This is a genomic window from Rhodoferax sp. U2-2l (assembly GCF_020594515.1).
In the GTDB taxonomy this organism is placed as follows: Bacteria; Pseudomonadota; Gammaproteobacteria; order Burkholderiales; family Burkholderiaceae_C; genus Rhodoferax.
Window position 1 is genome coordinate 67,690 of record NZ_JAJCTH010000007.1, and the last position, 23,635, is coordinate 91,324.

22 protein-coding genes and 2 tRNA genes are annotated in these 23,635 nt (G+C 58.5%); 5 read left to right on the forward strand and 19 right to left on the reverse strand.

Translation table 11 applies throughout. The annotated features are described in order from the left end of the window. Positions 1 to 2 precede the first annotated feature (2 nt). The 9 genes from LHU53_RS08225 to LHU53_RS08265 form a co-directional block, all read right to left on the reverse strand. Positions 3 to 974: a glycosyltransferase family 32 protein gene (locus LHU53_RS08225; RefSeq protein ID WP_227332160.1), complete on the reverse strand. Its 972-nt coding sequence runs from the start codon at positions 972 to 974 to the stop codon at positions 3 to 5. Between the two features lie 103 nt (positions 975 to 1,077). Beyond that, positions 1,078 to 2,400, reverse strand: coding sequence for a UDP-glucose/GDP-mannose dehydrogenase family protein (locus LHU53_RS08230; protein WP_227332161.1), 1,323 nt, complete (start codon positions 2,398 to 2,400; stop codon positions 1,078 to 1,080). 79 nt (positions 2,401 to 2,479) lie between these two features. Further along, complete coding sequence (locus LHU53_RS08235) at positions 2,480 to 3,250, reverse strand: glycosyltransferase family 25 protein (protein ID WP_227332162.1); 771 nt, start codon at positions 3,248 to 3,250, stop codon at positions 2,480 to 2,482. A 20-nt stretch (positions 3,251 to 3,270) separates the two neighbouring features. Then, on the reverse strand, positions 3,271 to 4,725 hold the full coding sequence (locus LHU53_RS08240) for a lipopolysaccharide biosynthesis protein (RefSeq protein ID WP_227332163.1): 1,455 nt from the start codon (positions 4,723 to 4,725) through the stop codon (positions 3,271 to 3,273). A 90-nt stretch (positions 4,726 to 4,815) separates the two neighbouring features. Then, entirely contained in the window at positions 4,816 to 5,607 is a 792-nt protein-coding gene (locus tag LHU53_RS08245) for a WecB/TagA/CpsF family glycosyltransferase (RefSeq protein ID WP_227332164.1), read from the reverse strand. 6 nt (positions 5,608 to 5,613) lie between these two features. After that, entirely contained in the window at positions 5,614 to 6,750 is a 1,137-nt protein-coding gene (locus LHU53_RS08250) for a hypothetical protein (protein WP_227332165.1), read from the reverse strand. A 149-nt stretch (positions 6,751 to 6,899) separates the two neighbouring features. Continuing rightward, positions 6,900 to 7,910: a glycoside hydrolase family 5 protein gene (locus LHU53_RS08255; RefSeq protein WP_227332166.1), complete on the reverse strand. Its 1,011-nt coding sequence runs from the start codon at positions 7,908 to 7,910 to the stop codon at positions 6,900 to 6,902. Then, positions 7,907 to 9,040, reverse strand: coding sequence for a glycosyltransferase family 4 protein (locus LHU53_RS08260; protein WP_227332167.1), 1,134 nt, complete (start codon positions 9,038 to 9,040; stop codon positions 7,907 to 7,909). The genes LHU53_RS08255 and LHU53_RS08260 overlap by 4 nt, the downstream gene beginning before the upstream one ends. Further along, a complete protein-coding gene (locus tag LHU53_RS08265) occupies positions 9,037 to 10,347 on the reverse strand; it encodes a polysaccharide polymerase (RefSeq protein ID WP_227332168.1) in 1,311 nt (436 codons plus the stop codon). The genes LHU53_RS08260 and LHU53_RS08265 overlap by 4 nt, the downstream gene beginning before the upstream one ends. Positions 10,348 to 10,495: 148 nt before the next feature. Here LHU53_RS08265 and LHU53_RS08270 point away from each other — a divergent pair, with 148 nt between their 5' ends. Beyond that, positions 10,496 to 10,870 carry a VanZ family protein gene (locus tag LHU53_RS08270; protein WP_227332169.1) on the forward strand — a complete coding sequence of 125 codons (375 nt, stop codon included), beginning with the start codon at positions 10,496 to 10,498 and terminating at the stop codon, positions 10,868 to 10,870. Here LHU53_RS08270 and epsG read toward each other — a convergent pair. The 7 genes from epsG to LHU53_RS08305 form a co-directional block, all read right to left on the reverse strand. After that, complete coding sequence (epsG, locus tag LHU53_RS08275; RefSeq protein ID WP_227332170.1) at positions 10,857 to 11,744, reverse strand: chain length determinant protein tyrosine kinase EpsG; 888 nt, start codon at positions 11,742 to 11,744, stop codon at positions 10,857 to 10,859. The genes LHU53_RS08270 and epsG overlap by 14 nt on opposite strands. Further along, positions 11,741 to 13,090, reverse strand: a complete 1,350-nt coding sequence (epsF, locus tag LHU53_RS08280; RefSeq protein WP_227332171.1) for a chain length determinant protein EpsF — start codon at positions 13,088 to 13,090, stop codon at positions 11,741 to 11,743. The genes epsG and epsF overlap by 4 nt, the downstream gene beginning before the upstream one ends. Further along, positions 13,090 to 13,899, reverse strand: coding sequence for a polysaccharide export protein EpsE (gene epsE, locus LHU53_RS08285; RefSeq protein WP_227332172.1), 810 nt, complete (start codon positions 13,897 to 13,899; stop codon positions 13,090 to 13,092). Before epsE ends, epsF begins: the two co-directional genes overlap by 1 nt. A 79-nt stretch (positions 13,900 to 13,978) precedes the next feature. Then, positions 13,979 to 15,190 (reverse strand): XrtB/PEP-CTERM-associated polysaccharide biosynthesis outer membrane protein EpsL, encoded by a 1,212-nt coding sequence (gene epsL / locus LHU53_RS08290; RefSeq protein WP_227332173.1) that lies wholly within the window; start codon positions 15,188 to 15,190, stop codon positions 13,979 to 13,981. A gap of 3 nt (positions 15,191 to 15,193) precedes the next feature. After that, a complete protein-coding gene (locus LHU53_RS08295; protein WP_370632252.1) occupies positions 15,194 to 16,600 on the reverse strand; it encodes an undecaprenyl-phosphate glucose phosphotransferase in 1,407 nt (468 codons plus the stop codon). A gap of 105 nt (positions 16,601 to 16,705) precedes the next feature. Next, a complete protein-coding gene (locus tag LHU53_RS08300; protein WP_227332174.1) occupies positions 16,706 to 16,876 on the reverse strand; it encodes a PEP-CTERM sorting domain-containing protein in 171 nt (56 codons plus the stop codon). Between the two features lie 193 nt (positions 16,877 to 17,069). Beyond that, the gene (locus tag LHU53_RS08305) at positions 17,070 to 17,597 is read right to left on the reverse strand and encodes a Crp/Fnr family transcriptional regulator (RefSeq protein ID WP_227332175.1); all 528 of its coding nucleotides are present in this window, start codon (positions 17,595 to 17,597) and stop codon (positions 17,070 to 17,072) included. A gap of 151 nt (positions 17,598 to 17,748) precedes the next feature. On the opposite strand from LHU53_RS08305, the gene epsA reads away from it, so the two are divergent. Then, positions 17,749 to 18,726: an XrtB/PEP-CTERM-associated transcriptional regulator EpsA gene (gene epsA, locus LHU53_RS08310; RefSeq protein ID WP_227332176.1), complete on the forward strand. Its 978-nt coding sequence runs from the start codon at positions 17,749 to 17,751 to the stop codon at positions 18,724 to 18,726. A gap of 151 nt (positions 18,727 to 18,877) precedes the next feature. On the opposite strand, the gene LHU53_RS08315 is transcribed toward epsA, so the two are convergent. The 3 genes from LHU53_RS08315 to hrcA form a co-directional block, all read right to left on the reverse strand. After that, positions 18,878 to 18,954 (reverse strand) — tRNA-Arg (locus LHU53_RS08315). 27 nt (positions 18,955 to 18,981) lie between these two features. Continuing rightward, a tRNA-Ile gene (locus LHU53_RS08320) sits at positions 18,982 to 19,058 on the reverse strand. Positions 19,059 to 19,082: 24 nt separating this feature from the next. Then, positions 19,083 to 20,087 (reverse strand): heat-inducible transcriptional repressor HrcA, encoded by a 1,005-nt coding sequence (gene hrcA, locus LHU53_RS08325; RefSeq protein WP_227332177.1) that lies wholly within the window; start codon positions 20,085 to 20,087, stop codon positions 19,083 to 19,085. Positions 20,088 to 20,115: 28 nt separating this feature from the next. Between hrcA and LHU53_RS08330 the strand changes: the two genes are divergently transcribed. Genes LHU53_RS08330 through rapZ form a run of 3 tightly spaced genes read left to right on the forward strand, consistent with a single transcriptional unit; the run spans position 20,116 to position 23,559 of the window. Continuing rightward, on the forward strand, positions 20,116 to 21,018 hold the full coding sequence (locus LHU53_RS08330) for an NAD kinase (protein WP_227332178.1): 903 nt from the start codon (positions 20,116 to 20,118) through the stop codon (positions 21,016 to 21,018). Then, positions 21,015 to 22,667 (forward strand): DNA repair protein RecN, encoded by a 1,653-nt coding sequence (recN, locus tag LHU53_RS08335; protein WP_227332179.1) that lies wholly within the window; start codon positions 21,015 to 21,017, stop codon positions 22,665 to 22,667. Before LHU53_RS08330 ends, recN begins: the two co-directional genes overlap by 4 nt. Position 22,668: 1 nt before the next feature. Then, entirely contained in the window at positions 22,669 to 23,559 is an 891-nt protein-coding gene (gene rapZ / locus LHU53_RS08340; protein WP_227332180.1) for an RNase adapter RapZ, read from the forward strand. Positions 23,560 to 23,635: the final 76 nt, after the last annotated feature.

Consider the following 23,635-nt stretch of genomic DNA (forward strand, 5'->3'; position numbering starts at 1 on the left):
TTTTATGGCGTATTTTTTTGACTTGTGATGACTGTGCGCATTTTCTTGTAAATAAATCTGATCATGGTATAGATTTTGAATATAAAAATATGCCCCGAATCTGTCAAAATCACGACGGAGTCACCCAGCGCCCTGTAATGTGGCTTGACCACCAATGACAAATGGGACGGCCCCTGCAAGGCACAATAGCTCAAACTGATGTCAGCGTCGCGTCGGACCCTGCGATGGTCATACCGATGTAGCAAAGGAAGAATAGCCAAGGTGTAAGCAATAGGCCCAGTTAATCTGACGACACCGCTGCCACCCACACCATGCAGCCATGGCCGGTAATGATCGATATTATTAAGTATAGATAATATGACGGCTTTGAGAAAAGGATGTCCTGCAGCGGCAATGATGTGCCATTGCTGAAACTCGCCACCGGGAACCTGTGACAAGTCCTTCCACAGGCCAAAACCTTCGCGGTCCTCACCTGGGTCGTTACACCAATGCGCGAGTAAAAAACGATCTGTCGGCAGAAGTATGTCATCGATGGGCCGGGTAAAACTGCTTTTGATATCCAGATAGATACCACCGAGCTTGTACATCAACAGATACCTGAAAAGATCCGCTCTCGCAGCGCCATATTTCGGATCAATCCGGTTGAAATAAGCAAGCACCGAAGGCTCATAATTTATCGAAATGAAATGAATGATGTCGTCATCATCATAGAACCTGTACTCATAATTTTGATTATGACGCAACAGGTCTTGGACATTTTGTTGAAATTTCTCCGGCAGATATTTGGTAAAGTAAGTTTGATGAATAACACGTGGAATGTGGTCCCCCTGCGCCACATCGGCCAGCCGATGGTGGCCAGCGCCGTTGTTCAATGGGGAAAAGAAAACAGATTTCAAAGATTGGCCAACAGAAATCGATTTCGACCAGGTACTGTCATTCAGTGGCCTTGTGGGATTGATATTGGCGTTCTTCATGTTTTATTTTCTGATGGTGGTAAGGATGTGATCGTCTCCATCGCCGCCTTTGGTGGTTTGGCGCCCCTGTCTACAGATTGGCCAAGGGTGCACTCATCCTGGCCTAGCGCCCAATCGCGCAATACTCAAACCCAAGCTCGCGCACCATCCTGGGGTCGTACAGGTTGCGGCCATCAAAAATGATCGGCGCCTTGAGTTGGGCCTTGAGGTTGTCAAAGTCAGGGCTGCGAAACTCCTTCCACTCGGTGACGATCACCAGCGCATCGGCGCCGGCCAGGGCCGCGCTCTGGTTGTCGGCATAACGCAAGCCGGGCTCGTTGGGGAAGCAGTGCCTGGCCTCCGGCATGGCCACTGGGTCATAGGCGGTGATGCTGGCACCGGCCGCCAGCAAATCCTTGATCACCTCGCGGCTGGTGGCTTCGCGCATGTCGTCGGTATTGGCCTTGAAGGCCAAGCCCCACAAGGCAAAGTGCTTGCCAGTCAGGTCGGCGCCAAAACGTGCCTTGATCTTGTGGCCCAGCACGTGTTTTTGCTGGTCGTTGGCGGCTTCCACCGCGTGGAGCACCTTGAGCTCGATGCCGGCCTCCACGCTGGCCGTCTTGATCAGTGCCTTGACGTCTTTCGGGAAACACGAGCCACCATAACCAGCACCTGCGTACAGGAAGTCATACCCGATGCGCGGGTCCGAGCCAATGCCCCGGCGCACACTCTCAATATCGGCACCCAGCTTTTCGGCCAGGTTGGCCAGCTCGTTCATGAAGCTGATGCGGGTGGCCAGCATGGCGTTGGCGGCGTATTTGGTGAGTTCCGCGCTGCGGATGTCCATCACGATCAGGCGGTCGTGGTTGCGCTGGAACGGGGCGTACAGGGCGCGCATGTTGTGCGCGGCCTGCTCGTCATCACAGCCCACCACGATCCGGTCAGGCTTCATGAAGTCGTCGATGGCCGCGCCTTCTTTCAGGAACTCGGGGTTGGAGACGACGCTGAAGGGGGTGCTGACGCCGCGCTTTTGCAGTTCTTCGGTGATGGCGGCGCGCACAGCGTCGGCTGTGCCCACCGGCACGGTGCTTTTGTCGACCACCACTTTGTAGTCGGTCATGTATTTGCCGATGTTGCGGGCGGCGGCGATGACATATTTCATGTCGGCCGAGCCGTCCTCGTCAGGCGGCGTGCCCACGGCGATGAACTGCACGGTGCCAAAGTGGGCGGCGCGCTCGATGTCGGTGGTGAAGTGCAGCCGCCCGGCAGCGACGTTGCGTTTGACCATGTCCTGCAGGCCGGGCTCGAAGATGGGGATGCCACCGTCTTCCAGAATCTTGATCTTGGCGGGGTCCAGGTCCAGGCACAGGACATCATTGCCCACCTCTGCCAGACAGGTGCCAGACACCAGGCCAACGTAGCCGGTGCCAACGACGGTGATTTTCATGAGCACCTGCTTTCAAAACCCATAGATTGGATTCGGACCTGCCCCATCCCTTGGCAACGGCATGTACAAAAATGGACCATCATTTGAATTCAATCCTTTTATAACCTAACAAAGTTCGATATAAAGCACGCCCGATAACCAGTGGCGACATGCGCCCGATTTTGTTCCTCCATACTTCACGATGTGTCAACGGTGATTCAATATTACTGTAAAACTTTCCGCCTCCCGTTACTAAATGTTTATCCTGCGTACACAGTGCGGGGTTGAATTGAAGGATATTAAACCGGGTGCTGATGGGTGAATCTGAAAAGTTATACAACATGGCGTCTGCGGGTTCATGCGTATGCCAGGGCAAATCAAGCAACGCCTGTGCGGCTTGCCGACTGATGAGATAGCCGCCTGCACACCAACTGGTGGATTGAACGCCATATGCAGTGCGGTTCGCCTGGGTCAGAATTGCCTGCGACGTTAAACGCACCCGATTCGTCGACGTTTCCAGCCGAATAATATCGACACCATCCGGTATCCATGCATCATTCATCAAAATCCATGCCAGGTCGTCAGATATATGAATATCATCCTCGAAAACAGCGCAAAACCGTTGATCACCGGATGCCACTTTCTGCCAAACCAGGTAATGGCTTAAAAAACAACCCATTTGCCCCCGAGCCCAATCCTTGTTGTGCCTCGGGCGATCCTTCATGAAAGCCTGATATTCATCATCCGATACCACCCGCCCGTCCACGGCAGCAACGCGCTCGAACGCCAAACCCAATTTTTTAAAATTTGACTCGAAAAACTCAAGACGAGCGACGTCCTTGTCGAGATTGATCACATACGATTGAATCATGGTAGATGCACGCCGTTCATTCAGTTGACCTTTCCCATCGTGATTTTTAAAAATCCAAAAAATTGGATAAAAGATTTCCGATCTGAAACGTAATACGACAGCACATAAATCAAGCCGCCTAGAGGAACAAATATCAAAACACTGACATACGATGGCATCGGGATATTTTGACGCACCGAATGTACCAAACCAGCTGCAACAAGCGACAAGACAATTGGCAGACTGACGACTTTGAGATACTCTGTCCAACGCATTTTCAACAAATTCAGCGCCAAGGCAGTCACAATGGGCGACACAATGATGGTTTTCGCCACAAATGCCCATGCCAAATAAATCAAACCATATTTGGCGAAAACCATCAAAAAAACAACGTTGAGTCCGGCATCCACAAAAGACAGCGCTGTTTGCCAATGAACCTTTTGTTTGATCAGCAATATATTGGTACTGTACTGCGTGACCATACGGGTAAAGCCAATGATGGAAAGAATGGCCAGCACGGGTGCCGCATCCGACCAATTAGGACCCAACAATATATGGATCACATCTAGCGACAGTACTGCCAGGGCCGCATAGATAGGCGCAGTCAAGAGCGCGGTCAGACCGACACCCATCAAAAAAGAACGTTTCAATTTTTCTGCATCGTCAGAAATGGCAGCCAATGCCGGCAAGGCGACACTGTTCAACCCGCTGCCAACGATCAGCGCTATCGCCGTCAGCAGTCGCTTGGCAGCGTTGTAGACACCCGTGGCAGCAGCGCCCAGGTAATAAGAGGACAGAGCGACATCGCTTTGCCCGCCAAGAAAATTGGCGGTTGAGTTGAGGGAGACAAACTTGCCGTATTGGATGATCGCCACCACGTCGGTCCGTTTGAAATCAAAATCAGGTCGCCAAGCACATGACGCCCACAGCCACACGGCGCTGATCAACGCAGTCACAATCTGCTGCGCAATCAAGCTGTCGATACCGTACCCACGGACCGCCATCACAATCCCAACGGCGCCGCCGATACCGATGGATAGGATTGATCGAATAGCCAACATCTTGAACCGGAGATGTTTTGTCAACCAGATTTCGTGCATTTTCGAAAGCCCGGTCGTGAGCAACAGGACCGATATCCATTGGAGCGTCGTTTCAAGATCGGCATGTCCAAAAAATAGGGCGAGTGACTTGGCGCTAAAAAATATCAACACGCCGGACAATAATCCACCTGTCAAGATGACAAAAAAACCGGCGCTGTAATCGCTGTTGGTGGGAGATTTTTTGGCGTAAAAGGTTGTACCCACACTTTCAATCAGCACCTGTCTGAACAACTCGATAGCCAACATGGCCATCGCCATGATCCCAAAATCCACTTTCGAAACAAACCGTGCTGTCACCAAAAAAACAAACAGAACCAAAAACTGCCCCACGCTTTGGTTGATCAGGGACCAAAACGCGCCTCGTCCTATCTGTCTGATGGTGATATTTTTGGTCATTCTTTAGCGAGCGCGTGATGATGGATGGCGGTGTGTCGTGGAGACAAGTTGAAACAGAACGATAGATATAAGTGACTATGAAGGAGAATACTATTTTCTATCTGCTTTATGTGTGGTCGGTGAGTAACCGAAACACAGAAAAAGAAAACTCACAATATCGACGGTATAACGCCGCATGAGACGCCGGGGTTCCCGATACAGACGGTAAAGCCATTCCAAACGAATGCGTCGAATCCATGTGGGCGCGCGCGGCACGCGCCCCGAGACAAAGTCGAAAAATGCCCCAACGCCGATCAAGAGTTTGGCGTCAAGTGCGTGCATGTGGGTCTCAATCCAAACCTCTTGCAAAGGGTTACCCATTGCCACCACCACGATGTCTGCGCCGGATTGGTTGATTGTGTGACGCAAATCCAAAGGTGACAGTTGGGTATAACCGTCCAGATAACCGGCGATTTTCAGACCGTACAGTTTAAAAGCTTGAGCCGCTGCCTCTGCAACGCCAGCCTTTCCCCCAAGCAAGAAAATCCGATGACCGCTCAGATGGTTTTTGAATAAATACGGTAAAAAATCTGTACCGCCAAGGTTGGCTTGATAGGATTGACCGTGAATTATTTTGGCGACAATATCCAAACCAATGCCATCGTTGAGAAGAACCACCTGTTCTGAATGGAGCCATTGGCGTAAAAACTGGCATTTCAAAATGAAATTGGTGTTGGCGAACAACAAAGCGGTAGGTTTCATGGCCATCAATCTGGCCTTGACCAGTTTTCCAGCCGCCTCAGCAGTCATGGAGTTGATGGGGTAGCCCGCCAGCGGAAGGCGCGTGACAACCAGCGGTTGCTGCATGGTGGTTATCTCATCTGTCAAACGATGTTCAGCCATGGCGATTCAAATCGTGGTGTCGGCAAATTGCGTGGGATTGAGCAGGCGATCAACCAGCTTTTTCCAGCTGAGAATTTGTCGTGATCTCAAGTGAGGTGCCGCCAAGGCGGACGATATGGCCGATCGAATGGTGTCCGATTTACCCGGGTTGTAACCAAATCGGGAACGGTATTCGCCGGTCACGCTGCTCGGGCAAACTGTCGGCAACGCGAAATAGTCGTATTGCAGCATTTTCAGGGAGCTGTCCGCCAAATAGACAGGCACATCGTCGGAAATATAGGGAGCGATACCAATATCGGCATGCTTGATATACCGGATGGTTTCCGAGTATTTCATGTCGTCGTAAACAATCACGTTGCTGTTGTACCCGGCAGCGCGTGGGTGGCCCGTGCCTACCAGATGAAACGTGACATGGGGGAAAGCATGGCTCGCCACTTCAAAAAAGCCTGGGTCAAAAAGCATCGAACCGATGGCGACCGCATGCACCCCTGCACCGTAGGGCGACGGGTCACCCAGCGCGTCAATGTCATCATCCAGCCCGTTGGGAACATAATAAATATTATTTTTGCTCGGGATGTTATCGGCCATGCGTTTTGACAACAGACATAGCGAATCCATTTGACCGCATATGGCGTCGAAACTACGACGCGCGTAACTGGCAACGTTGATGGTCCCCAAATCATCTGAGCCGCGGTAGATATGTTTGGCTGCCGGATTTAGTCGCTTGGCCTGTTCGAAATAGATGAGCGCAATGCCGCTTTCATAAATGATGACATCGGCTTGTTTGATCCAGTCAATCAGCACTGGACTTGGCCATTTTTTATATACCCAGAATAGCCAATCCTCCAAGCCTTTGAGGTAACGGTTCTTGACGTTGAACGGGTGAAGAGGTGTTTTCCACAGAAAGCAATCCACATTATTATGTTTTTGTATTGTGTTAGCGCTGGCGTCGACAACGGTACGGATATCTCCCTTGCGCTTGGACAAAAAACTATACCGCAGCGAGAAGAACTTTACCTGACCACGTTTGGCCAACTCATCCGCAATAAAATGAATACTGGACCGACGTGGTGTGCGGTAATCATGATGGGCGGTGATGATGAGGTATTGATCATCGTCACGTGGTGCGGTGGCTGCTGTCATATAGGTGATGATTTCGAGTAAAACATGCGTGGTAATGACTTATCTTTTAAACTGTTGACAGTATTTGATATCAAAATAAAAAAGGTCAAATATTTCTGATGCGTCGTCTTCCAACTGTCGGGTATCTGGATGCCGGATCGGCATGCCACTTATTCCAAGTACCGCCGCAACACCTCCATTTGCGGTGCGTCGATGCCGTGGTTTGGTTGAATACTGAGCGGGTAGTTTCCCCACCACGGCCCGGCTGACCAGTAGGTCCAACCCAGCCAGATATCCTGGACTTGCATGGACGCGAGCAAAACCTGCAGTGCCGCCAGACATTCACCTGACCGCCCGACGCCAAATTCCCCCAGGAACAGGCGTTTTTTTTCTTGTTTGGCCCAGGCACTGACCCCCGTCATGATCGCCTCGAGACGTTCAGCGCTGATGCATTGGCTGCCCGTTCCGGCGTAGTTGGGATCGGTGTATTGGTGAAGTTCGATGGCAAAGTTGTGGCCGGGATCGATGAAACTGCGAAAAGCCTCGGTCGCGGTGACGCCATCGAATGGCTTGGCGAATTCATGGGCCCCACTCCAGCGGCCACTGCCCACCAGAATCAAGTTCTTGCTCCCGGCCCGGCGCAAAGCGAGCACGGTGTGTTGGGCCAGCGTCATCCATTGCGGCACGGTGATGGCAGAAGGTTCATTCATCAGGCCGAATGCGGTGGTGTCGGGGTTGCCAAAAGCCTGGTGCAAACGCAGCCAGACATCGGCGAAGGCGGCTGCAGGCACTTCCGCACTGCCGATCGGGCGGCCAAAATAGGCGCCGTAGTTATGCAGGTCGAGGATCACGCACATGTCCAGTTCCGTTGCCCAACCCACCAGCTGGCGGAGTTGCGCCAGTTCTCCCGGGTCAAGCGGGGCGAAGGTTTGCCGTTGCACGCGCTCCCAACGAAATGGCAGGCGAATCACATTCATCCCCGCGGCCTTGAAGTAGGCGAGATCGTTGCGCGACGGGTAGGTGTAATTTTTGTGGCGCAGGCCGGGCAGATTCTTGGAATTGAACTCGGCCCCCGACAGGTTGACCCCGCGCAGTTGCGGCGCATCAAGGCAACCGGCATACCCACTGGACATGCACAGCAGCCAGAGCACGCTGAAGATGTGGCGCAGGTGCCGCATCATGGCGCCATCACCGCGTCATATTGCTGCACATAAGCGGCAGCGACCCCGCCCCAGGAATAGGGTGCGGCGGCGCGACGGGCAGCCTCACGGCGGTTGGGCACGCTGTCTGCCTGGGCGCCTTGGCGTGCATGCAGGCTGGCGACCTGGTGCGCCTGACTGTCTGGCGAGGCGGGCTCCAGGATCAGACCGACCCCCGTGTTTTCCACCAACCGTTTGAATGGGGCAATGGCGCTCAAGATGGGCACCAAGCCGGCGCTCAGGGCCTCGATCGGGGCGATGCCAAAACCTTCATGGCGTGACATGCAGATGAAATAACTGGCCTTGCCAATCAAATGGCGCAAGTCCGCGCTGGTCGGGCTCGAAACGATCTGGACACGGTCTGACAGCCCGCGCTGGCTGGCATGCGCCAGGAGGGTCTCGGTATGGAGATCGTATTCGCGCCCGGCAATGATCAGCTGCCACGGGGTGTCAGGTTGCTGCCGGGTCAAGGCAGCCACGATGTCCAGCGCTTCCAGGATGCCTTTGTTGACAGACCAGCGGCCAAAATAGATCAACACCGGCTGCAAAGCGCGCGACGAGGCATCGTCAAACTTTTGGATATCCACGCCGTTTTCGATGGTCATCAAGCGGTCCCGGCCGACCACCTGGCTGAAAATTTGGCCGTCGTTGTCGCTGGTGGCGATCACGCGCTGGTAGGCCCGTGCGGACACGCGGGTCGCCGTGTTGAAGTAGACCCGCTTCAGCCGCTGGGCAAACAGCGTATGGAAAAAGCCGCCATGGGTCGAGACGATCAACGGTTTACCGTGCAGCCAGCGGGTCAGCGCCAGGTAGTCAAAAAAGAAATCGATGCCATGCACATGGACCAGATCGGCCTCACGCAGTGCCCCCAGCACCTGTGGACACAGTGGGTAACGCTCAGACCCCCGATAGGGCAAGCGTTGGACCGGGATGCCGTCCAGGATGTCGCTCGGCGGCAACGGCACATCCGGCGCACGAAACACCCGGTCCAGCGTGATGACCGAGGGCGCATATGGCGTTTCTGTCTGTTGATATTGGACGAGGTTGCGCACCACTTCTTCCATGCCACCAATGGAGGGCAGGTATTGACGCACGACGTGGACGACTTTCATGCGGGTATGTCCATCATGGCTTGCGGTTGGAAGGGGGCTCGAAGCGGTTCGAGCCCGACTTTTTGGGGCGCCAGATCGGCCGACGGGTTTGCCCTTTCGGCGGGCAAGGTACTCAGCACACCGACCAAAAACCACAAGATGCCGGCTGACTTGAGTGCAAAGACCGACGTGCCGCTGATGGCCAGGTTGGCAAACACATACAGCACGATCAGGATGCGAAACCGCCTGGCGCGGTCATTGGGCATGGGGATCAGGAACAGCGTCAGGACCAAGGCGATCGACAAAGGCGCACCAAATCGGGACAACAGGTAGGCAAAGCCCATGTCCCCAAAATTGGGCAGTGGGCTGCCCAGCCCCAGCAGCATCCGCCAATCAAACTCAAGCACGGCCAGGCCGCTGGAGGTGACCCGACCGACAAAATTGTCGTCCGGACTGGGTAGGAACACCGTCACGGCCAGCACCAGGCCCAGACTCAACACTGGAAGGGCTGGGGCCACTTTGCTGCTGAGAGACAGTGGCAGCCAGCGGAAAAAAACCAGCATGGCACTCATCAGCAGCCCGAACCGCGAGTCACTCAGGGTGATCAGCAAGACCGCGCCGAAGGTAAAGATGTGCGCCCTGCGGATTTCCGGCCAGGGTTTGCTCAGTGCCCAGGCCAACACAATGACGGCGAAATTACCGAGCCCGACCGGCTCCAGGAACAACGACGATGTGCGGTGCGACCCCAACAAAAAAGGCAGGATCGTGCGCCCGATGCCTTCAGGCCGGTAGCCATTGAGGGACAACATTTGCCCCTTGAACATGGCGGCGTCTTCGCTCACGCCGGTCACTTGCCGGTAAAACGCAAAGGTGTTGAACAGTTCAGCGTAGGTGTCGGTAAAGACGGCTTCAAACAGACCCACGCTGACCACCATGATCACGATCAGCTTCAGGCCCTTCTCGGCAACGCCTGCGTCAGCAAGGTGTCGCCCAAGTGTCAGAAACAGAATGGGGATGATCAGATCGCGCAGCGTCTTGGCATCGGCGCTTTGCCGCATCAGCCAGGTAAAAACAATCCAGGCAAAGGCACACAAGGTGAACGCAACGGTGGCCATGGGCAAGCGTTTGCCCAGAACGTAGAGACACAGCGCATAGATGGCCACCTCAAACAGGCCGACCAGCGCGGGTGAGGCGCTGATACCCCTGGCATTGAGAAAACTGATGACCGGCAGGTAGCCCACAGAAGCCACCAGAATGAACAGCACCAGCCGGGCCGAGCAGGTCGGATTCAGGCCTTGTGGCGGGGCGTACAGCGGAAGGTGTGGCATGCGTCTAGGAACTGAAAAATGTCAGTGCCAGTCAACCTGGCGGGGCACGGGCAACACCGTCAGCCCGACAATGGCGCCGTGTCCGGCCAGGGTTGGCGGCACACGGCAGGTCTGGATGGCGGCAAAAAGGTTCATGGGAGGAGTCCGGGTGGTCACAACACGTGTTTCAGGCAGCAGGCAACGGGTGGTGCGGGTGTTGGCCGTGTTGCTGACGGTGGGGCTGCCACTGGGTTTGTGGGTAGGCGGTGCCCAACCCGTGGCGGTGGGGCTGATTCCGCCACCGTGGGACAAGCTGGCACATGCCTGCGTGTTCGCCGTGTTGGCGCTCTGCATCGGCTACGCCAGCGGCTGGCGCGGGCGCCGACTGTGGCTGCTGGCTTTCGGCGGCGCCGTGACGGTGGGCGTGCTCGATGAGTGGCACCAGGCCAGCTTGCCCGGCCGCAGCGCCGGTCTGGATGACCTCGCCGCGGATGCGCTGGGCGCTGCGCTGGGGGCGTGGTTGATTCATCTCAGGCATCGTTAAGCACCGAGCCCACCAACGCCACGCCGCTGCCCTGCAGGCGCTGGGCCAGTTGGGTGGTCTGGGCGAGCAGGCTGATGTTTTTGCGCGCCACCATCACGGCCGCACCGGCGCGCGCGGCAATCAGCTCGGCATCGGCAAAGTGGGCACCTGCCGGGGTGTCGATCAACACCACATCGAATTGGCTGGCCACTTGCTGCAGCAGCTGGCCAAAGTTGGGCCTGCCCAACAACTCCTGCGGGTTGGGCGGCATTGCGCCAGCGGGCAACACCACCAGGTGGGGCAAGCTGGGCACGGCCTGCAGAGCTTGCGCCAGGCTGGCCCGATCGGCCAACACGGCTGACAAGCCGACACCCCGCGCCAGCTTGAACAGGCTGTGCTGGCCGCGCTCTGGCGGGGTGCGCAGGTCGGCGTCCATCAGCAGGGTGCGCTGGCCTTGCTGGGCAAACACAATGGCCAGGTTGGCAGCCACAAAGCTGCGCCCCTCCCCCGCACCTGCGCTGACCACCGCCAGCATCTGATGGCCAAGCTCGCCATTGAACCAGCGCAGCAACAGCTGGCTGCGCACCGCGCGCAAGTTTTCGCTGGTCACACCAAAGGGCTGGTAAGCGGCCACCAGTTCAGGGCTCAGGCTGGTGTCGGTCGGGCTGAGGTAAGCGTAGTCAAACTGCTGGCTCAGGGCCAAATCGATGTCGGCCTGGGTGAGCAGGTTCAGTGCCTTGGCAGTTTCACCAAATGGAATCTGGTTGTGCGCCTGGCTGTCCAGAATGCGCTGCAGATCAGCCGGTCGCAGACGGCCGCTGCCCACCAGCAAGTCGCCCATGGTGCGGTTGCGATCATGGGTGATCAATTTGGCCATGGTGTTGATGGCGTTCATGCGCGGGCTCCAGTAGGGGCAATGCTGCCCAGCACGGGCAGGCCAAGGGCATCGGTCAGGTCGGCCGTGCTGCGCACCCGGCGTTGGGCCATCTCCAGCACCAGCGCCAGGCCCAGCCCCAACAAGCCACCCATCAAGATCGAGAGCAACATGTTCAGCAACAGCTTGGGTTTGGATGGATCCGATGGGGCAAACGCGGGGTTCAGCACGGCAATATTGGTCTGGTTGGTTTGGCTCTCCAGATTGGTTTGGGCGGCGCGTTGGCTGACCACCTCAAACGCGCGCTGGGCCGACTCCATGTCACGGCGCAGCACATTGAGCTCGTCGCGCTGTTTGTTGAGCAGCAGCACCCGGTTTTTCTGCCCGGCCAGCGCACCCTGCAACTGGGCCTCACGCTGTCGGCTGACCTGGTAGCTCGTCTCAATGCTGTTCGTGATCCGGCGGGTTTCCAAGTTCAGCTGGGCTTTCAGGGTGGCTAACTCGGCCTCGCTGCGCTGGGTTTGCGGGTGGTTTTTTCCCAGGTTGCCACTGCTCTCGGTCAACTTGGCCTCCAGGCGTGCCACGTCGGCCTTCAGGCCGTTGATGAGCGAGCTTTGCATGACTTCGGCCACGGTGTCGGTCTGGCTGCTTTGGCGTTTGCTCTGGCTGTCGGTGGTTTGACCCTGAATGGCGGTGAGTTGGCTGCTGGTTTCGTTCAGCTTGGCGGTTTCGAAGTCCAGCGACTCGTCGGTGGCGGTGATGCCGTTTTGCTGCTGGTAGTCAGACAAGGCTTTTTGGGTGGCGTCCAGTCTGGCGCGGGCGGCTTTGGTTTGCTCGTCAAAAAAGGCCGCGTACTGGCGGGCCGGGGCCAGGCGCAGGTCCAGGTTGACGTTGATATAGGCGCGGGCAAACGCGTTGGCCAGGGTGGCGGCCTGTTCGGGGTCCGCGCTGGTGTAGTTGACCTGGATCACATTGCTGTCGCGGCTGGGCAGCACACTCAGGTTTTTTTGCAGCCCGTTGGCCAGCCAGTCGGCCAACTGGCCTTTGCCGCCGGCACCGGCCATCCATCGGGCCTGGGTATCCGGGTCGTCATCGAGCTTGAGCAGGCGAACCACCGCTGTCGCCACGCGGTCGCTGTTGATGATGTCGACCTGGGTGGCCATGTAGCCGGGGGTCATCATGCCTTGCAGCATTTGCCCCGTGACGGGGTCGGGCGACCTGACGTCAAGCACCACAACGGCGCTGGCGGTGTATTGTTTGGGGAGCAACAGACTGACCACGGCCGTGCCCACCACCGAGACCAGAAACACCAGCAGTACCACGGGGTAGCGCGCTCTCAGAATGAGCAGGAGTTGTTGGAGTGTCATCAGAACAGGCTTTCTTTGACATAGAGGACGTCGTTGGGCAAGACGGCGTCGGTGAGCGCCGGCGTCAGCTCGGTGATGCTGCTGTTGGCGCCTTTTCGGTGCAGACGCAGACGTTTTTCGGAGCCACGGGCGGTTGGGCCACCGCCCTGGGCCAGCGCCTGCATCACCGTCATGCCACGCTCGATACGGTAGGCACCAGGGCGCTGGGCTTCGCCGTAGATGTAGAACACGGGGGCACGGTGCACGTAAATAGCGTCGCCGCCCTGCAGCACCATGTCGTCTGGCGCGCCATCGGACAGGAACAGTGACGCGATATCGATGCGTTTGCGAAAGGCTGTGCCGCCGCGCATGCCGCTGATGATGGCCACATCATCGCCCGTGGCGGTGGCTCCGCCGGCGTTGGCCAGCATGTCGGAGACGCGGGTGTTGGCCGTTTCCAAGGGAAATCGACCCGGGCGGTTGACCTGACCAAGCACCGCCACCTGATTGCCGCGGATTTGCGTGAGCAGGATGGTGACCTGGGGCTGCTTGAGAAAGCCGCCTGCCTCAAGCGCGGTGGCAATTTTCTTCTCGGCCGCGCCAATCGACAGGCCGCCCAGGCTGACCGTGCCGATCAGCGGGTAGCTGATCGAGCCGTTGTCAGAGACCCGGGTTTCCATCGTGAGGTCAGGGTTTTGAAACACCTGGATGCGCAGCGCATCACCCGCGCCCAAGGGGTAATCGGGCTGGGTGTTGGGCTGGGCAACAGCGTGGAGGCCCGTGGCAGCCAGCACGATGGCCAGCAGATATCGCACAAGTCGAAGGTGCATGGGGTCCGTCCTGGTGGGGTTGGGGGGGGTGGCCGTGGCGGCGGGAAGGTGTGGCATGGCGGTATCCATAAGGCGTGGGCTAGAAGCTGAACTGAGCCGTCAGGCTCGCGGTGTGGCTGCGGTAGTCCAGTGGGGGCAGATTGGTCACCGTGGCATCGCGCGTGCTTTTGGTCAGTGCAGCGCTCAGGGCCACCAAGGGATAGGGCTGCCATTTGAGTGACAGGCTGGTGTCGCGCAGGGTGTCCTGGCGCTGCGCGGCGGGCACCGCGGTGGACGCGCCAAGGTAGTCGATCCGGGTCAGGTCGTACCGCAGGCCCACCGTGGTTTTGCGGCCCACTTGCCAGGTCGGGCCCAGCGACAGCCGGTCAGCTTGGGTGTAACTGGCGTAGCTGGTCTGGTAGCTGCCCAATTGGCGCACCCAGCTCGCGGCCAGCGCAGTTTTGCCGGTGACGTTCCAGGTGATATTGACACCGGTGTTGAAGCCGCTGTAGTCGCGCCGGGGGTCGCTGGGGTGGCTGCGGTTGATGTGGGCGGCCATCAGACTGGCGCTGGTCTTGCCGCTGAGCACCCAGGCCAGACGCAGTTCGTTGTCAAGTTGGCTGAATTCGCTGTTGTTGTCGCTGGTGGTGAGGTATTTGCCGCTGGAGGTCTTGACGATGTAGCTGAAGGTGCTGTTGGAGCCCGAAGCACGGCGCACGCCCACGCTGGCCGAGTTGGCGCTGTAGTCGTCACCGGTGCCCAACGTCAGTTGGTTGGTCTGGTTGATGCGCGACACGCCGGCCAGCAGGCTCCAGGTACCGTCCACGTCGTAGCTGGCATCCAACGCGCTGGTGGTATTGGCGCGCAGATTGCGCTGGTCGACGGGGGTCAGGCCCTGATAGTCTGCAAAGCTGTTGAGCGTCTCCTGACGGGCGGTGCTCAGGCTGCCATGAAAACGCGGCGTCAGGCTCCAGCGCCAGGCGGCGGCGTAGTTGTTGGCCGTGTAGCTGAACTGGTTGAAGTTCTGATAGTCGTAGTCAACCAGGTTCAGGTCCAGCTCAAGGCGCTGCAGGCTGTAGGCCTTGTTGAACGACAAGCCTACCGTGGTGATGGCGATACGCTCGGCGGCGCTGTCGCGGCCCGTCTTGGCCAACACATCGTCGCTGGACGACAGCCGGTACAAGTTGCTGTCCGTCTTGAGGGTGTGGTCGGCGCGAAGCCTGAGCGTGTCGGGCTCCTGCGCCCAGACGGGTGCCACGCTGAAACACATCAGCATCGACACCGGCAACAGGGGGCAGGCGCGCAGCAACATGGCTCAGTACGCCTTCTGGTCTTTGAGGACCAGCCGGACGGTTTTGATGATGATGTCGATGTCAAGCTGCAGCGACCAGTGGCGCAGGTAGTCCAGGTCGTAGTCGATGCGGCCCTGCATTTTGTCGAGGGTGTCGGTCTCGCCCCGGTAGCCGTTGACCTGCGCCCAGCCGGTGATGCCGGGTTTGACCTTGTGGCGCACCATGTAGCCCTTGATGAGCTTGCGGTACAACTCGTTGTGCGCCACGGCATGGGGGCGGGGGCCGACGATGCTCATGCGGCCCTGCAACACGTTGACAAATTGGGGCAGCTCATCGAGCGAGGTGCGGCGCAGAAAAGCGCCCAGCGGGGTGATGCGGGTGTCGTTCTTTTGCGCCTGCTGGATGGTGCCGCCATCCTCGGTCACACTCATCGAGCGGAACTTGTAGACCAGAATTTCCTCGCCATCCAGGCCGTACCGGCGCTGCTTGAAGATGATCGGGCCGGGTGAGGTCCATTTGACCGCCGCGGCGATCGCCAGCAGGATGGGGAAGATCAGCAGCAAGATCACCAGCGAAAAAACCACATCGCTGATGCGTTTGACGGTGCCGTTGGCTGCCTTGAACGGGGTTTCGCACACCGAAATCACCGATGTGCCACAGACGGCGGCGGCTCGACCCTGGATCAGGTCGGTGACAAACATGTCGGGCACAAAATAAATCGAGGCGGTGGTGTCTTTGAGTTCATCCAGCACATGCAGGATGCGCGGCTGGGACGCCATGGGCAAGGACAGGTAGATGAGTTTGATGTTGTGCTTGCGCACGATGTCGGCCAGTTGCTCATGTTTGCCCAGCAGGGCGTAACCCTGGTTGGTGTCGAGCCGCTCGTCGCTACGGTTGTCGACGAAACCAATCAGCTTGATGCGGCAGTAAGCCGACGCGTTGATGCTGTTGGCCAGCGCCAGCCCCTGCTCGTTCATGCCGACAATCAAGGCGCGCTGGGCCGGGCCGTGCCAGCTGAGCAGCGTGGGCGCCATGCTGCGCAGGGCAACGGCGGCGCCGAATTTGCCCAACGGCGCCAGCCACAGCCAGGTGTAAAGAACGGGCTCGGGGAACGCATTGATGTACCCGGTGACCCACCCCATGAGCAGCAACAGGCTGGCGGTCCAGGCCCAGTTCACCACACTTTCACCGGCCAGCGATGCCACCGATGCCTGCAGACGGGCCGCACCCGGGAACGAGATGGCGAAGGTGACCAGCGACAACACTAGGTACTGAGGCCGGATCGCCCCCTCAAAATACTGCGACAACGCCCACAAAGACAGAACGTAGGCCACCGGACCGACAAACGCCTCCAGTTGGCTCAGCAGGTTGTCATTGCCCGCGGTGGACGGCCCTGCCGGCCGCTTGGGGGCCGCAGATGGCAGGGCCACGGGGCCATCCATCAGGTGGGAGCTTTCAGGCATAGCTGGCTAGATTGCAGACGGGGCCCGCCGCCTGGTCGCGGTGGCTGTGCGACAGACCCGGTGCCAAACAACTCACGCGTTGCCGGACTTGAGACGGCGCCAGACGATCACACCCATCATGCCCACACCCAGCAACATCATGTGGGAGCTTTGTGGCTCATGAGGGAGATTCGCCGTGGATGCAAAAGCGCCCAGGCAGGACATCGTGAACGCTGCTGCGGCAATGACGGATTTCAGTGTCATGGCGTATTCCTCCAAGACAGGTAGCAAGATCACTACGGGTAAATACTAGTTGCACACCTCTTTTGCGTCGATAGTCCATTCGGACTATGCTGACCTGGCCGGGTCACGCCGCACTCAGGCCATGAGGTGACGGGCCACGCAGGGTTGAGGCAACTTGTCTTTGGATGGGCTTGGGCACAACGGGCCGCCCCCATCAAAGAAAACCGAAGTCCACCATGCTGGGCAGCATTTCTTTGGTCGCGCGGCGCAGGCGGCCGGCGGTGATGTGAAGCAGTGCGAGCAGGACCTTGTTGCTCAGCCGCGGGTGTTCAGCCAGCATGGCCTCAAAATTGGCCATGCTGAGCACCGCAAAGTCGCTGGGCATCGTGGTGACGCAACTGGCAAACCGCTTGCGCCGTTCGATCATCGAAATGTCACCGATCATGTCGCCGGGGTCGACGACGCAGACCAATTTTTCGGTGCCGTTGTGCTGCTTGGTGATCACGGCGCCGCCAGTGACCAAAATGGCCAGAAAGTCGCCCTCGGCACCCTCGCGCAACACGGTGCAATGGCGTGGGACGCCAAAACATTCCAGGTAGCCACTGAGCAGCAAGGTGTCACGGCGGCTGAAGCCATCGAGCAAGTTGCCAGCCTGAACAGCAGCGACGAACTCGTTGACATAGTCCCTGACGTTGCCGAGGGGTTCGACGTCGGGCTGTCGCTCGGCAAAGTGGGAAGACATGGTCAGAGAACTCCTGAGGAATCGTTGAGGGGTTCGGGCCAATTGTCCCGTGGGGTGGGGCGGCACAACAATAGTCCTAATGGACTAAATGGGGCCATGAAGACGGGGTTTTTGAGACCAGACGACGCTGTCGGCTTGACCTGCGCTGGCCATGGCGCAAAGCGGTTGGATGGCAGTGTTGGGGTTTGCGGATACACCTGTGTACGCTAACGAACGGATGACGACCCCATCACCGGCCACAGTCGGGCATCACGGATGGTCCAGCGCACAGCGACGCTTTTGCCCTATAAATCGACCTATTTCCAGCTCACCCGATCTTCACAGCTTGCAACTATTCCACCCCCCAGCATCACCCGTTGATGTCCAACACTACCACCGCGTGGTCTCACAGGCGGTGCAGATTCGCACCCATTTCGACCTGCTGATCTGGTTGCAGGGAGAAATGCAGTACTACCTGCCCCATGACATCCTGATAGCAGCTTGGGGCAGTTTTCAGGACGGCAAACTTTGCCATGACGTCATTTCTCCCATCGCGGGCGTTAGATCGCAAAACGCAGATGCCGAAACCCTGACACCGCTGATGCTGCAGCTGTACCAGCGTTGGACCGAGTTCAAAAAGCGCCCATACGCGATGAAGGTGGGCGAAAGCGGATTTCTGCTGGAAAACACCGGGCTTCAGTGCATGCTCGGCAACGCCCTGAAGGTCATGCGCAGCGCCATGGTGCATGGCATAAGTGATGAGCGGCACGGCATCGAGTGCCTGTATGTCATCTTCAGTGGCAGGTTGGAGTACAGCCAGGCGGACCGAGCCACCGTGGGCTCACTCCTGCCCTACGTTGACTCGGCACTGCGCCAGGTGAGCCATCTGCCGGATCAAACGCCAGATCGGACACTCTTGGAACCGGCACTGAAGGATGTCATTCCGACGCCAAGCCACAATTTGTCGAACCGGGAAGCAGAGATCATGCTGTGGGTGGCGCTGGGCAAAACCAACCCGGAAATTGGCTGCATTCTGAACATCAGCGAATTCACTGTGAAGAACCACATGCAGCGGGTGTTCAAGAAACTCGATGTGACCAACCGCGCGCAGGCCGTGGGCAAGTTCCGGGAGCTTTGCGAGTCGCCCTGATCTGGATGCGGCTACGCTGCCATGACCGAGCGTGGCCTTCGTAGCAATCGTTGGGCTGCTGTGGCTTGCACGACAACCATCCGGCTACCAGAACACACAAGGGCAAGAAAAAAGGACTTACATCCTTTCGAATGTAAGTCCTTGTTCTGTATGGTGCGGCTGGCAGGAATTGAACCCACGACCCCTTGGTTCGTAGCCAAGTACTCTATCCAACTGAGCTACAGCCGCTAAGCTATGAATTATAGCCTAAAAATTTGGTAGGGCGTCACAGACTTGAACTGTGGACCAAAGGATTATGAGTCCTCTGCTCTAACCAACTGAGCTAACGCCCCCAACCGAACCGAGGATTGTAGGGGCTACTTGTGGTGGCTCAGCGCGTTGCTGACCAGCTTGGAGGTGATGTCCACAATCTGGATCATGCGGTCATACGCCATGCGGGTGGGGCCAACCACGCCCAGCGTGCCCACGACCTGCCCATCCACTTCGTAGGGCGCACTGACGATGGACAGGTCTTCAAACGGCACCACCTGGCTCTCGCCACCGATGAAGATGCGCACACCTTCGGCGCGCCCGGTGACGTCGAGCAGGCGCATCAATTGGGCTTTTTGTTCAAACAGGTCAAAAGCGCGGCGCAGGTGCCCCATGTCGTTGGCGAAGTCGCTGACCGACAACAGGTTTCTTTCGCCGGAGATGATGACTTCGTCAGCGGTTTCAGCCAGCACCTCGGTGTTGGCGGCCAGTGCGGCGTTCATCAGACTGGCAATTTCGGCACGCAAGGACTCGACCTCGTTTTTCAGGCGCTCGCGCACCTGCTCGATGTCCAGACCGATGTAGTTGGCGTTGAGATAGTTGGCGGCTTCCACCAATTGCTGCTGCGCGTAGTCCACCTCGGTGAAGATAACCCGGTTTTGCACGTCGCCTTCCGGGGACACGATGATCACCAGCAGGCGTCGCTCGGACAAACGCAGAAACTCGATATGCCGGAACACCGAGGTCCGTTTGGGTGCCACCACCACGCCGACAAACTGCGACAGGCTCGACAGCAGGTTGGCCGCATTGGCGATGACTTTTTGCGGCTGGTCAGGTGCCAGGCTGTGCTCGCCAAAATGGCCGCGCTGCACCGTGAGCATGGTGTCCACAAACATGCGGTAGCCACGCGCCGTGGGAATACGCCCGGCCGAGGTGTGCGGGCTGACGATGAGACCGAGGTCTTCCAGGTCAGACATCACATTGCGGATGGTGGCGGGCGACAACTCCAGGCCGGACGCCTTGGACAAAGTGCGTGACCCTACCGGCTGGCCATCAGCGATGTAGCGCTCCACCAGCGCTTTGAGTAATAACTTGGCACGGTCATCCAGCATGATTTCATTTTAGTGATGTAATTTATGGATGGATTCCAAATTTAAGCTCGTCGCCTTGATCGGCAAGTACCAGACGTCGGCAGGCGCTGCGACCCTTGCCGGTTCACGCGCGGCGCTGGAGGCCGTCGCGCACTTTTTGCATGATCAGGGCTGCGACGTGGTGCTTGAGCGGGACACGGCCCGCAACATGGGCATTGCTGATTACCCTGCATTGACCGTTGCGCAAATCGGCGAGCAATGTGACCTGGGTCTGGTGGTGGGGGGAGACGGCACCATGCTGGGCATTGGGCGGCAGCTGTCGTCCTATGGTGTGCCGCTGATCGGCATCAACCAAGGGCGTCTGGGGTTCATCACAGATATTCCTTATGACAGCTTTGCCAGTTGCCTGAGCAAGATGTTGCGCGGCGAGTATGTGGAAGACCACCGCAGCCTGATGAATGGCCGGGTGATCCGCGACGGCCATTGTGTTTACACCGCCATGGCGCTCAACGATGTGGTGGTGAACCGGGGCGCGACCTCAGGCATGGTGGAGCTTCGCGTGGAGGTGGACGGCCATTTTGTGGCCAACCAGCGGGCGGACGGCTTGATCATTGCGTCACCCACAGGTTCGACCGCCTATGCACTCTCGTCAGGTGGGCCGCTGTTGCACCCCGCCATTCCTGGCTGGGTGATGGTGCCGATTGCGCCGCACACCTTGTCAAACCGGCCCATCGTGCTCGCCAATACGTCGCATATTGCGATTGAAATCGTGGCAGGGCGGGACGCCAGCGCCAGTTTTGACCAGCAGTCGCTGGCATCGCTCATGCATGGTGACCGGATCGAGGTCACCCGGTCGAACCACCATGTGCGGTTTTTGCACCCCAAGGGCTGGTCGTACTTCGACACCCTGCGGGAAAAGCTGCACTGGAATGAAGGAGTAGCCTCAACGTGAGTCTGAAACGCATCATCCTGCGCGACTTTGTCATCGTCAGAGAGCTTGATCTTGAACTGGCCAGCGGTTTTACCGTGCTGACCGGCGAGACGGGCGCCGGTAAATCCATCCTGGTGGACGCCTTGCAACTGGTCACAGGCGGGCGCGCCGATGTGGCGCTGATCCGCGAGGGCGCGGCCCGCACCGATGTCAGCGCCGAGTTTGAGGCGACTGCGGCGGTAGCGGGCTGGCTGGATGAGGCCGGGTTTGAGAAAGACGCCAGCCTGCTGCTGCGCCGCACCATCGACACCCAGGGGAAAAGCCGCGCCTGGATCAATGGCAGCCCGGCCACCGCCACCCAGTTGCGCGCCTTGGGTGAGCAACTGCTGGACATTCACGGCCAACACGCCTGGCAAAGCCTGACCCGCCCGGAATCGGTGCGGGGCTTGCTGGACGCGTATGCCAACGTGTCGACCCATGCCGTGTCAGCCCAGTGGCATGCCTGGCGCGCAGCGCAGGACAAGCTGACCCAGGCCCGCAGTTCACAAGACTCGCTGTTGAACGAACGCGAGCGGCTGACCTGGCAGATTGGCGAACTGGAAAAACTGGCCCCGGCGCCAGACGAATGGCACAGCCTGAACGCCGAGCACACCCGGCTCTCCAACGCCCAGGCACTGCTGGACGCTGCCCAGTCAGCCTTGCAACTGCTGGACGAAGATGAGAACAGCGCCAGCAGCCGGGTTGGGAGCGCCAGCGATGCATTGCAAAAACAAGCGCACATCGAACCCGCCTTCCAAGAATTGAGCGAGGTTTTGACCTCCAGCCTGGCGCAGCTGGAAGACGCCGTGCACTCCCTGCGCGGCTACCTGCGCAAAACCGAGCTGGACCCGGACCGGCTCACGGCGCTGGACGAACGCATGGGCTTGTGGGTATCGCTGGCGCGGCGCTACAAACGCAGCCCGGAAGATCTGACTGACCTGCTGACCGGCTGGAAGCAACAATTACAAGCACTTGACGCCGCCGCCGACCTGCAGGCGCTGGAGCGCGCGCTGGACGCTGCCTGGCAAGGCTATGTGCGCGAAGCTGGCAAGCTGACCCAAGCCCGCAAAAAGTCTGCGCCCAAGCTGGCCAACACCATCACCCTGGCCATGCAAGGGCTGGGCATGCAGGGTGGTCAGTTTGAGGTGCAGTGTCAGGCAGCTAGCCAACCGCTGCAAACCGGGCTGGAAGAGGTCAACTTCCTGGTGGCCGGGCATGCGGGCAGCACACCGCGCCCGGTCAACAAGGTGGCTTCGGGGGGTGAGTTGTCACGCCTGGCGCTGGCCATTGCGGTCACCACCAGCCAGCTGGGCACGGCGCAAACGCTGATTTTTGATGAGGTGGACGCCGGTGTCGGCGGTGCTGTGGCCGAAACCGTGGGGCGGCTGATGCGCCAGTTGGGTACCGACAGGCAAGTGCTGGCCGTGACCCATCTGCCGCAAGTGGCGGCCTGCGCCGACTCGCATCTGGTGGTGAGCAAACAGCTGGCTGGCGCCGCTACCGTCAGCTCGGTCACACTGGTCGAAGGTGAAAAACGGGTCACCGAACTGGCACGTATGCTCGGCGGTGAACGCATCCTGGCCAGCACGCTGACCCACGCGCGCGACATGTTGCAACTGCAAGGTGCCTGAGATGCCCACTTCGAGACAAGACGTCCAAATTGTGCTGATCACCGGCATGTCCGGCTCGGGCAAATCGGTGGCATTGCACGCGCTGGAAGACCTGGGCTTTTACTGCGTGGACAACCTGCCGCCTGAATTGCTGATGCCGCTGGTGGACCTGGAGCACAGCCACCAGGTCAAACGTCTGGCGATTGCCATCGACGTGCGCAGCGCCAGCTCGCTGCCGCTGGTGCCGGAACAGCTCAAGGCCTTGAAGACGCAGGGGTTTCAGCTGGACTGCATTTTTCTGGACGCCACCACCGACACCCTGATCCGGCGCTTTTCCGAAACCCGCAGGCGCCATCCGCTGTCGCAAGGCGCGCAAATGGGAGCCCTGCTCGATCAGAACCATGTGCTGGCCGAGGCCATTGAGGTGGAGAGGGATTTGCTGAGCACCCTGCGCATGCAAGCGCATGTGATTGACTCCAGCGTGATTCGCCCCACGCAACTACAAAGCTACGTAAAAACCTTCATTGGGGCACCGGGCGACCAATTGACCCTGGTGTTTGAGTCATTTGCGTTCAAACGCGGCATACCCAGCGATGCGGACTATGTGTTTGATGTGCGCATGTTGCCCAACCCGCATTACGAGCCGGAGCTGCGCGCGCTCACCGGTCAGGACGCGCCCGTGGCCGACTTTCTGAAGCGGCAACCCGAGGTGCAGCGCATGCTGGACCACATCCACGGCTTTCTGGACAGCTGGATGGATGATCTGGCCCAAAACCACCGCAGCTATGTGACTGTGGCGATTGGCTGCACCGGCGGTCAACACCGCTCGGTGTACCTGGTGGAGCAGCTCACCGACCTGTTCAAGGCGCGCTGGGTGACCCTGAAACGCCACCGCGAGATGGACGCCCGTTAGTACTGCGCCACAGAAATACAGGAACATGAAAACGCATCTTTTCCTGCCTGGCGTTGTTGTTCGTCGTTGCCATAGC

Coding starts and splice junctions, on each gene's coding strand:
- LHU53_RS08300 (WP_227332174.1), bottom strand. CDS start 16,876: ATGACACTGAAATCCGTCATTGCCGCAGCAGCGTTCACGATGTCCTGC.
- LHU53_RS08230 (WP_227332161.1), bottom strand. CDS start 2,400: ATGAAAATCACCGTCGTTGGCACCGGCTACGTTGGCCTGGTGTCTGGC.
- LHU53_RS08255 (WP_227332166.1), bottom strand. CDS start 7,910: ATGATGCGGCACCTGCGCCACATCTTCAGCGTGCTCTGGCTGCTGTGC.
- epsL (WP_227332173.1), bottom strand. CDS start 15,190: ATGTTGCTGCGCGCCTGCCCCCTGTTGCCGGTGTCGATGCTGATGTGT.
- hrcA (WP_227332177.1), bottom strand. CDS start 20,087: ATGCTGGATGACCGTGCCAAGTTATTACTCAAAGCGCTGGTGGAGCGC.
- LHU53_RS08240 (WP_227332163.1), bottom strand. CDS start 4,725: ATGACCAAAAATATCACCATCAGACAGATAGGACGAGGCGCGTTTTGG.
- rapZ (WP_227332180.1), top strand. CDS start 22,669: ATGCCCACTTCGAGACAAGACGTCCAAATTGTGCTGATCACCGGCATG.
- epsG (WP_227332170.1), bottom strand. CDS start 11,744: ATGAACGCCATCAACACCATGGCCAAATTGATCACCCATGATCGCAAC.
- LHU53_RS08235 (WP_227332162.1), bottom strand. CDS start 3,250: ATGATTCAATCGTATGTGATCAATCTCGACAAGGACGTCGCTCGTCTT.
- LHU53_RS08260 (WP_227332167.1), bottom strand. CDS start 9,040: ATGAAAGTCGTCCACGTCGTGCGTCAATACCTGCCCTCCATTGGTGGC.
- epsF (WP_227332171.1), bottom strand. CDS start 13,090: ATGACACTCCAACAACTCCTGCTCATTCTGAGAGCGCGCTACCCCGTG.
- LHU53_RS08225 (WP_227332160.1), bottom strand. CDS start 974: ATGAAGAACGCCAATATCAATCCCACAAGGCCACTGAATGACAGTACC.
- LHU53_RS08245 (WP_227332164.1), bottom strand. CDS start 5,607: ATGGCTGAACATCGTTTGACAGATGAGATAACCACCATGCAGCAACCG.
- LHU53_RS08265 (WP_227332168.1), bottom strand. CDS start 10,347: ATGCCACACCTTCCGCTGTACGCCCCGCCACAAGGCCTGAATCCGACC.
- LHU53_RS08305 (WP_227332175.1), bottom strand. CDS start 17,597: ATGTCTTCCCACTTTGCCGAGCGACAGCCCGACGTCGAACCCCTCGGC.
- LHU53_RS08250 (WP_227332165.1), bottom strand. CDS start 6,750: ATGACAGCAGCCACCGCACCACGTGACGATGATCAATACCTCATCATC.
- epsA (WP_227332176.1), top strand. CDS start 17,749: ATGGCGCAAAGCGGTTGGATGGCAGTGTTGGGGTTTGCGGATACACCT.
- epsE (WP_227332172.1), bottom strand. CDS start 13,899: ATGCACCTTCGACTTGTGCGATATCTGCTGGCCATCGTGCTGGCTGCC.
- LHU53_RS08330 (WP_227332178.1), top strand. CDS start 20,116: ATGGATTCCAAATTTAAGCTCGTCGCCTTGATCGGCAAGTACCAGACG.